This window comes from Streptomyces tendae, from assembly GCF_014650435.1.
Taxonomy (GTDB): domain Bacteria; phylum Actinomycetota; class Actinomycetes; order Streptomycetales; family Streptomycetaceae; genus Streptomyces; species Streptomyces tendae.
Genome location: NZ_BMUY01000021.1, coordinates 37,468 through 49,475, shown reverse-complemented (window position 1 = coordinate 49,475; position 12,008 = coordinate 37,468). Strand labels below are relative to the sequence as shown.

At 71.9% G+C, this 12,008-nt stretch carries 12 protein-coding genes and 1 pseudogene; 7 read left to right on the top strand and 6 right to left on the bottom strand.

The features are described from left to right. Positions 1-79: 79 nt before the first annotated feature. Positions 80-415, top strand: a complete 336-nt coding sequence (locus tag IE258_RS37085; RefSeq protein ID WP_189750266.1) for a DUF2516 family protein — start codon at positions 80-82, stop codon at positions 413-415. Positions 416-474: 59 nt separating this feature from the next. Here the strand turns inward: IE258_RS37085 and IE258_RS37080 are convergent, their stop codons facing one another. From IE258_RS37080 to IE258_RS37070, 3 genes are all read right to left on the bottom strand, one after another. Continuing rightward, the gene (locus IE258_RS37080; protein WP_189750218.1) at positions 475-1,932 is read right to left on the bottom strand and encodes a PP2C family protein-serine/threonine phosphatase; all 1,458 of its coding nucleotides are present in this window, start codon (positions 1,930-1,932) and stop codon (positions 475-477) included. A 271-nt stretch (positions 1,933-2,203) separates the two neighbouring features. Continuing rightward, complete coding sequence (locus tag IE258_RS37075) at positions 2,204-3,337, bottom strand: C40 family peptidase (protein ID WP_189750217.1); 1,134 nt, start codon at positions 3,335-3,337, stop codon at positions 2,204-2,206. Positions 3,338-3,642: 305 nt separating this feature from the next. Beyond that, a complete protein-coding gene (locus IE258_RS37070; RefSeq protein ID WP_189750216.1) occupies positions 3,643-4,458 on the bottom strand; it encodes a class I SAM-dependent methyltransferase in 816 nt (271 codons plus the stop codon). A gap of 268 nt (positions 4,459-4,726) precedes the next feature. Here IE258_RS37070 and mshA point away from each other — a divergent pair, with 268 nt between their 5' ends. Together mshA and IE258_RS37060 are read left to right on the top strand one after the other, a co-directional pair. Then, positions 4,727-6,100: a D-inositol-3-phosphate glycosyltransferase gene (gene mshA / locus IE258_RS37065; protein WP_189750215.1), complete on the top strand. Its 1,374-nt coding sequence runs from the start codon at positions 4,727-4,729 to the stop codon at positions 6,098-6,100. Beyond that, positions 6,093-6,599 carry a type III secretion system chaperone family protein gene (locus IE258_RS37060; RefSeq protein ID WP_189750214.1) on the top strand — a complete coding sequence of 169 codons (507 nt, stop codon included), beginning with the start codon at positions 6,093-6,095 and terminating at the stop codon, positions 6,597-6,599. The genes mshA and IE258_RS37060 overlap by 8 nt, the downstream gene beginning before the upstream one ends. A 9-nt stretch (positions 6,600-6,608) precedes the next feature. Here the strand turns inward: IE258_RS37060 and IE258_RS37055 are convergent, their stop codons facing one another. Continuing rightward, positions 6,609-7,424, bottom strand: coding sequence for a helix-turn-helix transcriptional regulator (locus tag IE258_RS37055; protein ID WP_189750213.1), 816 nt, complete (start codon positions 7,422-7,424; stop codon positions 6,609-6,611). 49 nt (positions 7,425-7,473) lie between these two features. Between IE258_RS37055 and IE258_RS37050 the strand changes: the two genes are divergently transcribed. Next, a complete protein-coding gene (locus IE258_RS37050) occupies positions 7,474-7,941 on the top strand; it encodes a DUF2000 domain-containing protein (RefSeq protein WP_189750212.1) in 468 nt (155 codons plus the stop codon). Between the two features lie 46 nt (positions 7,942-7,987). Here the strand turns inward: IE258_RS37050 and IE258_RS37045 are convergent, their stop codons facing one another. Further along, positions 7,988-9,334, bottom strand: a complete 1,347-nt coding sequence (locus tag IE258_RS37045; protein WP_189750211.1) for an MDR family MFS transporter — start codon at positions 9,332-9,334, stop codon at positions 7,988-7,990. A 152-nt stretch (positions 9,335-9,486) separates the two neighbouring features. On the opposite strand from IE258_RS37045, the gene IE258_RS37040 reads away from it, so the two are divergent. Then, entirely contained in the window at positions 9,487-10,248 is a 762-nt protein-coding gene (locus IE258_RS37040) for a phosphoglyceromutase (protein WP_087808622.1), read from the top strand. 69 nt (positions 10,249-10,317) lie between these two features. Here IE258_RS37040 and IE258_RS41500 read toward each other — a convergent pair. Further along, a pseudogene (locus IE258_RS41500) lies at positions 10,318-11,046 on the bottom strand (tyrosine-type recombinase/integrase); the annotation flags it as partial. Between the two features lie 186 nt (positions 11,047-11,232). Between IE258_RS41500 and IE258_RS37025 the strand changes: the two are divergent. Together IE258_RS37025 and IE258_RS37020 are read left to right on the top strand one after the other, a co-directional pair. Continuing rightward, positions 11,233-11,496: a hypothetical protein gene (locus IE258_RS37025; protein WP_229892663.1), complete on the top strand. Its 264-nt coding sequence runs from the start codon at positions 11,233-11,235 to the stop codon at positions 11,494-11,496. Positions 11,497-11,562: 66 nt separating this feature from the next. Further along, entirely contained in the window at positions 11,563-12,006 is a 444-nt protein-coding gene (locus IE258_RS37020) for a hypothetical protein (protein WP_189750208.1), read from the top strand. Positions 12,007-12,008: the final 2 nt, after the last annotated feature.

The following is a 12,008-nucleotide window of genomic DNA, read 5'->3' as shown; positions in this document are numbered from 1 at the left end:
CCCTTGGGGTGTCCGGCTCGTTCTGCGGGTACGGTGACCGCGTAATGAAGAACCGAGTCTGGTGGTGGACGTTGTGCTGATGCAGGGGTTCGCGAACTTCCTGGGGCTGCTGAACATCGCCCTGATGGTTTTCACCGGCTTCGCGTTGATCGACGCCGCCACGCGTCGCGAGGACGCCTACCGCGCGGCGGACAAGAAGACCAAGCCGTTCTGGCTGATCATCCTCGGGCTCGCCTTCGTGGTGAGCCTGATCTTCCCGATCCTGTCGTTCCTGCCGATCATCGGCCTGATCGCGGCGATCGTGTACATGGTCGACGTACGGCCCGCCCTGCGCGGCCTGTCCGGCGGCGGCCGCAGCAGCCGCCGCGGCTCCAGCAGCGACGGCCCGTACGGCCCGTACAACGGCGGCCGCTGACCCGTACGACGGGCAGCCCGCGGGCAGTCCCCGCGCCGGGTCACCGGGGACCGGGCGGCTCAGGCCGTCCGGTCCAGCAGGACCACCGCGACGTCGTCGGCCAGCTCGCCGCCGTTGAGTTCGCGGACCTCGTTGACGGTTGCCCGCAGCAGCTCCTCGCCCGCCAGACCCTCGGCGAGCTGGCGGCGGACCATCTCCACCATGCCGTCCTGGCCGAGCCGCTCCCGGCCCTCGCCGACGTGGCCCTCGATCAGGCCGTCGGTGTAGAGCATCAGGCTCCACTCGGCGCCCAGCTCCACCTGCATCCGCGGCCAGCGGGCGCCCGGCAGCAGCCCCAGCGCCGGGCCGTTGTTGTCGTAGGGCAGCAGGCGTGCGGGCTCGCCCGGGCGGCTGAGCAGCGGGGACGGGTGCCCGGCCAGGCACAGGCCCGCGCGACGTCCGTCCGGGGAGATGTCCACGGCGCACAGCGTCGCGAAGATCTCGTCGTCCGAGCGCTCGTGCTCCAGCACCTGCTGGAGCGTGCCCAGCAGCTCGTCGCCGCACAGGCCCGCCAGCGTCAGCGCCCGCCAGGCGATCCGCAGCTCCACGCCGAGCGCCGCCTCGTCCGGGCCGTGCCCGCAGACGTCGCCGATCATGGCGTGCACGGTGCCGTCCGGGGTGCGCACGACGTCGTAGAAGTCGCCGCCGAGCAGCGCGCGCGAGCGGCCCGGGCGGTAGCGGGCGGCGAAGCGCAGCGGAGAGCCCGCCAGCAGCGGGGTGGGCAGCAGGCCCCGTTCCAGACGGCGGTTCTCCTGGGCCCGCAGCCGGCCCTCGGCCAGCCGCCGCTCCGCCGAGTCGGACCGCTTGCGCTCGACGGCGTAGCGGATCGCCCGGCTCAGCAGGCGGCCGTCCAGCTCGTCGCGGAACAGGTAGTCCTGCGCGCCGACCGCCACGGCCTCGGCGCCGCGCTCGGCGTCGCTGGAGGAGGTGAGCGCGAGCACGGCGTGCCGGGGCGCGAGCTCCAGGACGTGCCGGAGCACCGCCAGCTCGTCGTGGTCCTCGGCGTCACCGTTGCCATGGGCCGGCGTCGACAGGGCGAGGTCCAGCAGGATGCAGTGGACGTCGTCGGTCAGCAGCCGTCCGGCCTCGGTGAGGTTGCGCGCGGTGCGGACGCGGATCGGCTTGCCGGCCTGGTCGAGCAGGTCGGGCACGATCGGCGAACCAGCCGGGTCGTCCTCTATCAGCAGCACGGTGAGGTTCGTGGGTGCCGCGCTCTGCGTCGTCCGGTCGGTGTGCGTCCGGCCGGCGCCGGTGTCCGTGCCGGTGCGGCTGTCCGTGCCGGTGCTGGTGTCGGGGCTGGTGTCCGTGGGCTTCTCGCGCTTCTCCGTGGGGTTCTCTCGCCGGGTGGTGGGGTGCTCGGCCGGGTGCGTCCCGGGCGGGGCCTGTTCCTTGGAAGGGCCGCTGTCCGGGGACGCGGCGGGCGCCTGACCACACTCCACGGCCGGGATCGCCCTCTGCCGCGGTACGGGTACGGGCATTGTCTTGGTTTCCTTCCCTCCCCCCGAGGGCATGGCGGGGCGAGGGACCTCGACCCACCGACGGGGACCATAGCGGGTGACCGCACCGCTGCGGAATGGTCCAGAACACGTCGGCCGGCCATCGGCCACTGTCATATGCCGCGTTATCCCCCGCAGTTGGACACCTCGGCCGGGGACCTGGGATGACGAACGTCACGCGGGGCGGTGCGCCGGGCGTGGACTGGGTCACGTGGCCCGTCTCACGCGCCCGGAACGGGGCGCGTGGCCCGCGTCACCCCTTGGGCGTGGACGCCTGCTCCGGGGCGGTGTCCGGGCGGACCACGCCGAGGATCGGCATCGAACCCGCGCCCGCGACGGTGATCGAACGCCCAGGACGCGGGGCGTGCACCATGGAGCCGTCGCCGACGTACATGCCGACGTGGCTGGCGTCGTCGAAGTAGATGATCAGGTCGCCGGGGCGCATGTCCTCGACGTCGACGTGCCTGAGCTGCTTCCACTGCTGCTGCGAGGTGCGGGGGATCGTCTGCCCGGCCCACACCCATGCCTGCGAGGTCAGGCCGGAGCAGTCGTAGGACGTCGGGCCCTCGGCGCCCCACTGGTACGGCTTTCCGAGCTGGGCGGTGGCGTACTCGACCGCCTTGCGGCCCCGCTCGGTCGCCTCGGTGTCGAGGTCCTCGAGGATGCCGGAGTCGAGCCAGGCGGTCTGCGCCTTGGCCTGCGCCTCCCGCTCCAGCCGGGCGAGGCGCTCCTTCTCCTCCGTCTCCAGCTCGGACTCCAGCTTCTCGGCCGCCGCGATCTGCTTCTCGATCTTCTTCTGGGCGGTGGCCTTGGCCTTGCGGTTCGCCTCCAGCTCCTTGAAGCGGGCGGAGGCGTCCGCCGCGTAGGTCTTCAGGTCCTCCTGGGTGCGGGTCAAGTCGCCGAGCAGGCCCTTGGTGGCGCGCTGGCCCTGGATCACCCGGCCCGTGCCGTCGAGGAAGTCCTCCGGGTCGTCACTCAGCACCAGCTTGGCCCCGTCGGGCAGGCCGCCGGTGCGGTACTGGGCGCGGGCCGCGGCTCCGGCGCGCTCCTTGAGGCCGTCCAGCTTCTCCTGGCCCTTCACGATCTTCTTGGCCAGCTCGACGATCTCGGCGTTCTGCTTCTCGGCCTTCTCCTCGGCGGCGTTGTACTGCTCCGTGGCCGAGGCCGCCGCGCGGTAGAGCTTGTCGAGCGTCTTGCGCACGGCCTCCAGGTCCTTGCCGGGAGTGGCGGCCGGGGCGCCGGCCGACGACGACGGTGCGGGCGACGACGGTGCCGGCGACGATGACGGGCCGGGGTCCGCGAACGCCGTGCCCGGCGCCGCCAGCACGGTGATCGCGCAGACCACGGTCACGGCAGCGGTCGTCAAGCCATGCTTCCCCGTGCGCATACCTCGCCCCCAAACTGATTAACCGTCAGTAACTTAGCCCGCTCGGGGGATCGTGCCATGCCGGCGCGAAAAGCGACAGAGGCCGTGCTTGGCCTGCTTTCCTCCTGCTTCCGCTCGATTGCTTCCGCTCGGTTGCTTCCCCCGATTGCTTGCCACGACTGCTCCCGGGTGTGTGACGAACGCCGCACGGAGATCGTTCCCGGGTCACGGTCACGGTCACGGTCGCGGTCGTCCGCGTCCGTCCCGGGTCCCAGGCCGTCCCCGACCGCCCCGGGCCCCAGGCCGTCCCCGACCGCCCCGCCGGTTCACGCGCGGGGCGCCAACGCCTCCCACCGCACCGTCACTTCGCCCTGCCGCCAGCGCACCGGCCCGTCCGTCACCGGCCAGTCGGCCGTCAGGTCCCGCACGGCCCGGATCCAGCGCTGCCGGGCGCCGTAGGAGGCGTACGGCGCGGCGGCGGCCCAGGCGCGGTCGAAGTCGCGCAGGAAGGCGTGCACGGGCTCGCCGGGGACATTGCGGTGGATGAGCGCCTTCGGCAGCCGTTCGGCCAGGTCGGAAGGGTGGTCCAGTGAGCCGAGCCGGGTCGCGAAGGTGACCGTGCGCGGCCCCTCGGGACCGAGCGCCACCCACACGTGCCGCCGCCCGACCTCGTCGCACGTACCCTCGACCAGGAGCCCGCCGCGCGAGGACCCCGACGCCGGCGCGAGCCGCGCGCACAGCAGCCGCCAGACGCCGGCCACCTCGCCCTCGTCGTACTGGCGCAGCACGTTCGCCGCGCGGATCAGCAGCGGCGGCCGGGAGACGGGGACCTCGAACCCGCCGTGCCGGAAATCGAGCCCCGCGCGCGCGTACGGCCGGGCCGCCGCCACCCGCGCCGGGTCGATCTCGACGCCCACCACGCGCGCGTGCGGCGCGACCGTGCGCAGGCGGAGCAGCAGTTCGACGGCCGTCCAGGGGGCCGCGCCGTAGCCGAGGTCGACGGCGACGGGCTCGGCGGCGCGGCGCAGTTCGGCGCCGTGCACGGCCGCGATCCAGCGGTCCATGCGGCGCAGCCGGTTGGGGTTCGTCGTCCCGCGCGTGACCGTGCCCACGGGGCGGGTGGCGGTGGCGCGGGGTGGCATACCTACGAGGGTATGCGGCCGAGGGCACGCGGCCGACCGCGCGGCATTCGTCCACGGGATGGTGGTACCCGCACACCACGGCAGGGCGCCCGCCGCCACCGACCCGGGTGGGGGACCCGAGGGCCCATCGAACGGTTGAGCGATCGACGGTAATGATTCGGCAAAGGTCCGAGAATCGGAATGGAGCACTGCCCCTTTGGTGTTCCCACCCCTTGGAGGGCATGGCAGGCCCTCCGACCGGCATGCCCGCAGCGAGGAGGAACGGCTCGTGAGCCAGTACGTCAGCAGGCTCGGGCGTCGCTCAGTGGCGGCCTCCCCGCGGCTCCGGCTCCTGCGCAGGCCCCGCCGCGTCGCCATGCTGTCCGTGCACACCTCACCGCTCCACCAGCCCGGCACCGGCGACGCCGGAGGCATGAACGTCTACATCGTGGAGCTGGCGCAGCGCCTCGCCGAGATAAACATCGAGGTCGAGATCTTCACGCGGGCGACCACCGCCGCCCTCCCGCCCGCCGTCGAGCTGGCCCCCGGCGTCCTGGTCCGGCACGTCGACGCGGGCCCGTACGAGGGACTGGCCAAGGAGGACCTGCCCGCCCAGCTCTGCGCCTTCACCCACGGCGTGATGCAGGCGTGGGCCGGACACCGCCCCGGCCACTACGACCTCGTGCACTCCCACTACTGGCTCTCCGGCCACGTCGGCTGGCTCGCCGCCCAGCGCTGGGGCGCGCCCCTGGTGCACGCCATGCACACCATGGCCAAGGTCAAGAACGCCAACCTGGCCGACGGCGACACCCCCGAACCGGCCGCCCGCGTCATCGGCGAGACCCAGATCGTCGCCGCCTCCGACCGGCTGATCGCCAACACGGCCGAGGAGGCCGACGAACTCGTCCGGCACTACGCCGCCGACCCCGACAAGGTCGCCGTCGTCCACCCCGGCGTGAACCTCGACCGGTTCCGCCCCTTCCCCAAGGGCACCGTCCCGGGACCCGGCCGGCACGGCAACGCCCGCGCCGCCGCCCGCGCCCGCCTCGGCCTGCCCCAGGACGCGCTGATCCCGCTCTTCGCGGGCCGCATACAGCCCCTGAAGGCGCCGGACGTCCTGCTGCGCGCCGTCGCCGTGCTCCTCGACCAGCGCCCCGACCTGCGCTCCCGCATCGTCGTCCCCATCGTCGGCGGGCCCAGCGGCAGCGGCCTCGCCAAGCCGGAGGGCCTGCAGAAACTCGCCGCGCGGCTCGGCATCGCCGACGTCGTGCGCTTCCGCCCGCCGGTCGGCCAGGAGCAGCTCGCCGACTGGTTCCGGGCCGCGTCCGTCCTCGTCATGCCGTCCTACAGCGAGTCCTTCGGGCTCGTCGCCATAGAGGCCCAGGCGGCCGGTACGCCGGTGCTGGCCGCCGCGGTGGGCGGGCTCCCGGTCGCGGTGCGCGACGGACACACCGGGCGCCTCGTCGACGGCCACGATCCCGCCGCGTACGCGCGCGTGCTGCGCGATTTCGCCGACAACCCCGAGCTGACGCCCCGGATGGGCGACGCCGCCGCCCGGCACGCCCAGTCCTTCGGCTGGGACAGCGCCGCGGCCGCCACCGCCGACGTCTACACGGCCGCGGTCCAGTCGCACCGCCGTCGCGTACGCTCGCTCCATGGCTGAGGCACCACAGCAGAAGGCAGCACAGGTCCTCGAGGCGGCGCTCAAGGACGCCGACCTGGAGTGGGAGAGCCCCGAGGCCGGCAACTACGTCGTCAAGCTCCCCGGCACCCGCAAGCTGTCGACGACGGTCTCCCTCCTCGTGGGCCGGCACTCGCTCTCCCTGAACGCCTTCGTCATCCGCCACCCCGACGAGAACGAACCGGCCGTCCACCGCTGGCTGCTGGAGCGCAACCTCAAGCTCTACGGCGTCGGTTACGCCGTCGACCGCCTCGGCGACGTCTACGTCACCGCGAAACTCCCGCTGGCCGCCGTCACCCCCGACGAGGTCGACCGCCTCCTCGGCCAGGTCCTGGAGGCCGCCGACGGCGCCTTCAACACCCTGCTGGAGCTGGGCTTCGCCTCCGCCATCCGCAAGGAGTACGAGTGGCGGACCTCGCGCGGCGAGTCGACGCGCAACCTGGAGGCGTTCCAGCACCTCGTCGAGCGCTCCGGCGACTGACCGGCGGCGTCAGGTCCGGGCGCCGCTCGCCCGGTAGCGCCCGGGCGTGACCCCCACCAACCGCTTGAAGTGCCGGGTCAGATGGGCCTGGTCGTAGAAGCCGGTGGCGCCCGCCACCTCCGCCGGGGAGTCCCCGGCGAGCAGCAGCCGCCGCGCCCGGTCGACCCGCCGGGACATCAGGTACTGGTGCGGCGCGATGCCGTACGCGCCGCTGAACGCCCGTACCAGGTGCGCCGGATGCGCGGGCACGAGCGCGGCCGCCTCCTCCAGCCCGATCCCCGGGACGACCCGCTCGTCGAGCAGCTCCCGCAGCCGCCGGGCGAGCACGGGGTCCCGGCGGGCCCCGGGTGCGCCGGCCCCGGACCCCAGGTGCGCGTGCAGCCGGTCGCCGATGAGCGTCAGCCGGCTCTCCGCCTCCAGCTCGTCGCCGGGCAGCGCGAGCGCGGCGTGCAGCTGCCCGACCCGCCGCCGCAGCACCGGGTCCCGCAGGTCGGGCGCGTCCACCGCCGGGCCGATCAGCTCGTCGCCCAGCCGGGAGGCGTCCAGGTACAGGACGCGCTTGCGGAAGCCGTCCGGGGTCGCCGGGGAGCCGTTGTGCGGCACGTGCGGCGGCAGCAGCGACACCGTGTCGTGCGGGGTGCCGTGCTCGTGCCGGTCCAGGTCGTACCGTACGGCGCCGTCGTCGACGATGAGCAGCGTCCAGGCGTCGTGGACGTGCATGGGATAGGCGTACTCGGTGTAGTGGGCGTGGAAGACCTCGACGACGCCGGGGACGCGGGGCCGCCACGCGGAGACGCTCCGCTTGTCCTTCGATCGGCCGCCCATGCAAAAAACGTACAAGACCGGGCGGGGTGCGGGTCGGCAGTCTTACCGTATGAGCACGCACGAAGCAGCCCCCGAGACTCCCAAGGCTCCCGAGACCGAGACCCCCGTCCGCTTCGACACCAAGATCGCCGTACTGCTGCGCGAGGACCTGGAGACCTGGCAGCGCCTCAACGTCACGGCGTTCCTGGTCAGCGGCCTGGGCAAGCAGTTCCCCGAGGTGATCGGGGAGCCGTACGAGGACGCGGACGCCGTGGGCTACCTGCCGATGTTCCGCCAGCCGGTGCTGGTCTTCGAGGGCACGAAGGAGACCCTGACCACCGCCCACGCGCGCGTACTGTCCCGCGCCTTGCCCCGGGCCCTCTTCACCTCGGACCTCTTCACCACGGGCAACGACCGCGACAACCGCGCGGCGGTACGGGCGGTGGCGACGGCGGACCTGGACCTGGTGGGCCTCGCGGTGTACGGCCCGAAGAACGCGGTGGACAAGGTGCTGAAGGGTGCGCGGATGCATCCGTGACGGGACGCATCCGCGAGCGAGCGGCGGGAGCAGAGGGCGCTCGGGGTCAGGCGGTGCTGGTGTCGGCCAGGGGCGCGGGGGCGGCGGACGTGTCCTGTGCCACGGGCGTCTCGCTGCTGTCGCTGTCGCTGTTGCTTGTGCCCTTGCCCTTGCCCTTGCCGTTGCCGTCGCCGTCGTCCGGCAGGCCCCGCATGAGCCCCCAGTACCCGGCCGCCGCCAGGGTGCCGACGACCGCGCAGATGCCCCACAGCCACTCGGCGCCCCAGTGGTCGATGACGAACCCGGACATCAGCGGGGCGACGAGGGCGGCGACCGCCCAGGACATGGTGTATATGCCCTGGTAGCGCCCGCGTCCGTGCACGGGCGACAGCCGGACGACGAGCCCGGTCTGGGTCGGCGCGTTGACGACCTCGGCCAGCGTCCACACGCACACGGTGAGGGCGAAGACGCCCACCGACCCGGCGAAGGCGGTGAGCCCGAAGCCGTACCCGGCCAGCAGCGACGAGGCGACGAGCAGCAGTCGCGGATCGCGGTGCTGGATGAACCGCGTGACGGGGATCTGCAGTACGACGATCAGGATGCCGTTGACGGCGATGGCCAGCCCGAAGTCCGCGGGCGTGAACCCGGCCTCGCCCATGGCGACGGGCAGCCCGACGTACGCCTGCTGGAAGATCAGCGCGATCAGGAAGGACAGCCCGACGACACTCATGTACCGCCCGTCGCGCAGCACGGTCCACAGGGAGACGGCCGCGTCCTTGCCCGGGACGTCGTCGAAGGCCGTCTCCTGCTGGGGCCGGGACTCGGGCAGCTTCACGAAGACGAGGACGGCGCAGACGAGCGTCATCCCGGCCTCGATCATGAACCCGGCGAGATAGCTGACCTCGGCGATGAACCCGGCCGCCATGGAGGAGATCGCGAAGCCGAGGTTGATCGCCCAGTAGTTGAGCGAGAAGGCCCGGATACGGTCCTCGGGCCGCACGATGTCCGCCATCATCGCCTGCACCGCGGGCCGGGAGGCGTTGCTGGCCATGCCGACCAGGAAGGCGACGGCGGCGATGGCCACCGGGTCCCGCATGAAGCCGAGCAGCGCGACGGAGAGTGCGGTGGAGGTCTGCGCCACCAGCAGCGTCGGCCGCCGCCCGAGCCGGTCGGTCATCACCCCGGCGCCCAGCGAGGAGATGACCCCGCCGAGCCCGTGCAGGGCGGCGACCAGACCGGCGTACGAGGCGGAGTAGCCGCGGTCGATGGTGAGGTAGAGCGCCATGAAGGTGGCGACGAAGGCACCGAGCCGGTTGACCAGGGTGCTGGTCCACAGCCACCAGAACTCGCGGGGGAGCCCGGAGACGGTCTCGCGTGTGGCACGTCTGAGTCCGGTGAGTCCGGCGACTGACATGGGTCCCCCGAGGTGGATGTAAGCGGCTGATGCGGCAAGCACAACTTACAAACGCCTCGTTCGAGGAGGCCACCCAATTAACACTTCCCGTCAACCGTCCGCCCACCGGGCGCACGCGCGGGGAATCAGGGCCTTGGATTACGCTCGGGAGCATGGCCGACGCACCGTACAAGCTGATCCTCCTCCGCCACGGCGAGAGCGAGTGGAACGAGAAGAACCTGTTCACCGGCTGGGTGGACGTCAACCTCACCCCGAAGGGCGAGAAGGAGGCGACGCGCGGCGGTGAGCTGCTCAAGGACGCCGGCCTGCTGCCCGACGTGGTCCACACGTCCGTCCAGAAGCGCGCGATCCGCACGGCCCAGCTCGCGCTGGAGGCCGCCGACCGCCACTGGATCCCGGTCCACCGCCACTGGCGCCTGAACGAGCGCCACTACGGCGCCCTCCAGGGCAAGGACAAGGCCCAGACCCTCGCCGAGTTCGGCGAGGAGCAGTTCATGCTGTGGCGCCGCTCCTACGACACCCCGCCGCCCGCGCTGGACCGCGACGCCGAGTACTCCCAGTTCTCCGACCCGCGCTACGCGATGCTCCCACCGGAGCTGCGCCCGCAGACGGAGTGCCTGAAGGACGTCGTCGGCCGGATGCTCCCGTATTGGTTCGACGCGATCGTCCCCGACCTCCTGACGGGCCGCACGGTCCTGGTCGCCGCCCACGGCAACTCGCTCCGCGCCCTGGTCAAGCACCTCGACGGCATCTCCGACGCCGACATCGCGGGCCTGAACATCCCGACGGGCATCCCGCTGTCCTACGAACTGGACGCCGAGTTCAAGCCCCTGAACCCGGGCGGCACGTACCTGGACCCGGACGCGGCGGCGGCAGCCATCGAGGCCGTGAAGAACCAGGGCAAGAAGAAGTAAGCGCCCACGAATAAGCCCCCTACCTGCGGGTTCTCCGCGAGTAGGGGGCTTGTCGCTGTCTCTGGGGCGTCAGGTGCGGGGCGACTCCGGCCGGGCCGTGTCGAAGACGGCGGCGACCGAGTTGCGGGTCCGCTCCTGGCTCGACGGCATGAGGTGCGCATACACGCGGAGCGTCAGGCCCGGTCCGAGTGACCTAGGTACTCGGCGAGGGCCTTGATGCTCTCGCCCGTGTCCAGGAGCACCGAGGCGTAGGAGTGGCGGAGCGCGTGCGTGCCGCTCTCGCGTGACTCTGCGCACGGCCGACCCCGCTCGGGCACGGGGATGACGCCCACCTCGGTGAGCGCCCGCTTCCACGCCTCCTCGTTGAGTGGTGTGCGCCAGACGTGCCCGCCGCCCGGCCCGGTGAAGATCAGCCGCTTGGTCACCGGAGGCCCGTCCGCCACCCTCCACGGCAAGGTGACCTCGACCGGAGGGAACCGCTTCATGTGCCCCGGAGCGCATCAGCGGCAGGGCTGGGGAGCGGCACGTCCCGCAGCTTGCCGCCCTTCGACGGGGCGAACACGGCGTTGCTGCGGCTCAGTTTCAGTCGCTGGACCACGTGGAGCGTGTCCGACTCGAAGTCGATCGCGTCGACGGCCACGCCCAGTATCTCGCCCTGGCGAAGCCCGCAGTCGGCGCCCAGGGAACGACGCGTTTGGGGTCGACGGTCGGCGGACGTTCGGACCGAGCGGCACACGGATTGCGGGGAAGGCGACCGTCGTCCACGGCCGCGCTCAGTGCTGCTCGCACGTTGGAGTGTCCGTGATCCACGAGACCACCCGAATCACCTGGACCATCCGGCCGGTGGCGTACCTAGCGCTGGCTCATCGAACAGAGCTCCCGCCCTGTGCTTACGAGTTCAGACCCGGGCCCGGGGTCCCCCTCTCAGCGGACACCGAAGGCCGGCCTCGTACCTGAAGCCGGGCCTCAGGCATGCTCAGGTACATGAGCGCCTACAGCAGCGACCAGGACCTGAAGGTCACGGATGCCACCGGCAACGGCGTCGAGGTGGACGTGGCAACGAACCTGCTCAACGGCACCGTCCGCCTGTCCGTGCTGTGGACCCAGGAGATCTACCTGCACCCCGACGCGGCCGAACAGGTAGCTCAGTCCTTGCTACGAGCTGCCGAACACGGCCGGCGCATAGCGAGAGCCCAAAGCCCGGAGCCTGATCAAAGCCCCTGCTCCAGCGTGTCGAGTCCCAGCTGATGCTTGACGATTCGGCCCCAGGTGATGCTTGACGTCTGACCTAGACATCGTGGCTTACTGGCTGCCATGACGGACCGTTTCCCTGAGATCACCTCCGTGGAGGAGTTCATCCGGCTGCGGGAGAGCGAGGATCCGGCGGAGTACAACCGCTCGGCGTGGGCGGCCATGCCGCTGTCAGTCTGGTGGGACCTGGTGCGCAACCGTCCCGACATGCGTGTCTGGGCTGCCCAGAACAGGACGGCGCCGTCGGAGATCCTGGCCGAGCTGATCAAGGATCCGGATTGGCGGGTCCGAGACCGGGTGGCCAGCAAACGCAACTGCCCGCCTGAGCTGCTGGAACGGCTGGTCGACGATCCGCATGACGCCGTGCGGAGGCTCGTAGCAAACCATCCGCACTCGCCGCGGGCGACGGTTGCGGGCTTGGTTGATGACCCGTGGCCGGTCATTGCTCAGGAAGCCCGCGCCCGACTGGCCAACTGGCCGTCCAAGCAGCCGTCCGAACCTTCCTGACA

What these genes read in the sequence shown, in the direction of transcription:
- IE258_RS37060 (WP_189750214.1), top strand. Translation starts at nt 6,093, where the DNA reads ATGGCTGAGGCACCACAGCAGAAGGCAGCACAGGTCCTCGAGGCGGCG.
- IE258_RS37025 (WP_229892663.1), top strand. Translation starts at nt 11,233, where the DNA reads ATGAGCGCCTACAGCAGCGACCAGGACCTGAAGGTCACGGATGCCACC.
- IE258_RS37020 (WP_189750208.1), top strand. Translation starts at nt 11,563, where the DNA reads ATGACGGACCGTTTCCCTGAGATCACCTCCGTGGAGGAGTTCATCCGG.
- IE258_RS37070 (WP_189750216.1), bottom strand. Translation starts at nt 4,458, where the DNA reads ATGCCACCCCGCGCCACCGCCACCCGCCCCGTGGGCACGGTCACGCGC.
- IE258_RS37050 (WP_189750212.1), top strand. Translation starts at nt 7,474, where the DNA reads ATGAGCACGCACGAAGCAGCCCCCGAGACTCCCAAGGCTCCCGAGACC.
- IE258_RS37080 (WP_189750218.1), bottom strand. Translation starts at nt 1,932, where the DNA reads ATGCCCGTACCCGTACCGCGGCAGAGGGCGATCCCGGCCGTGGAGTGT.
- IE258_RS37045 (WP_189750211.1), bottom strand. Translation starts at nt 9,334, where the DNA reads ATGTCAGTCGCCGGACTCACCGGACTCAGACGTGCCACACGCGAGACC.
- IE258_RS37085 (WP_189750266.1), top strand. Translation starts at nt 80, where the DNA reads ATGCAGGGGTTCGCGAACTTCCTGGGGCTGCTGAACATCGCCCTGATG.
- IE258_RS37055 (WP_189750213.1), bottom strand. Translation starts at nt 7,424, where the DNA reads ATGGGCGGCCGATCGAAGGACAAGCGGAGCGTCTCCGCGTGGCGGCCC.
- IE258_RS37075 (WP_189750217.1), bottom strand. Translation starts at nt 3,337, where the DNA reads ATGCGCACGGGGAAGCATGGCTTGACGACCGCTGCCGTGACCGTGGTC.
- IE258_RS37040 (WP_087808622.1), top strand. Translation starts at nt 9,487, where the DNA reads ATGGCCGACGCACCGTACAAGCTGATCCTCCTCCGCCACGGCGAGAGC.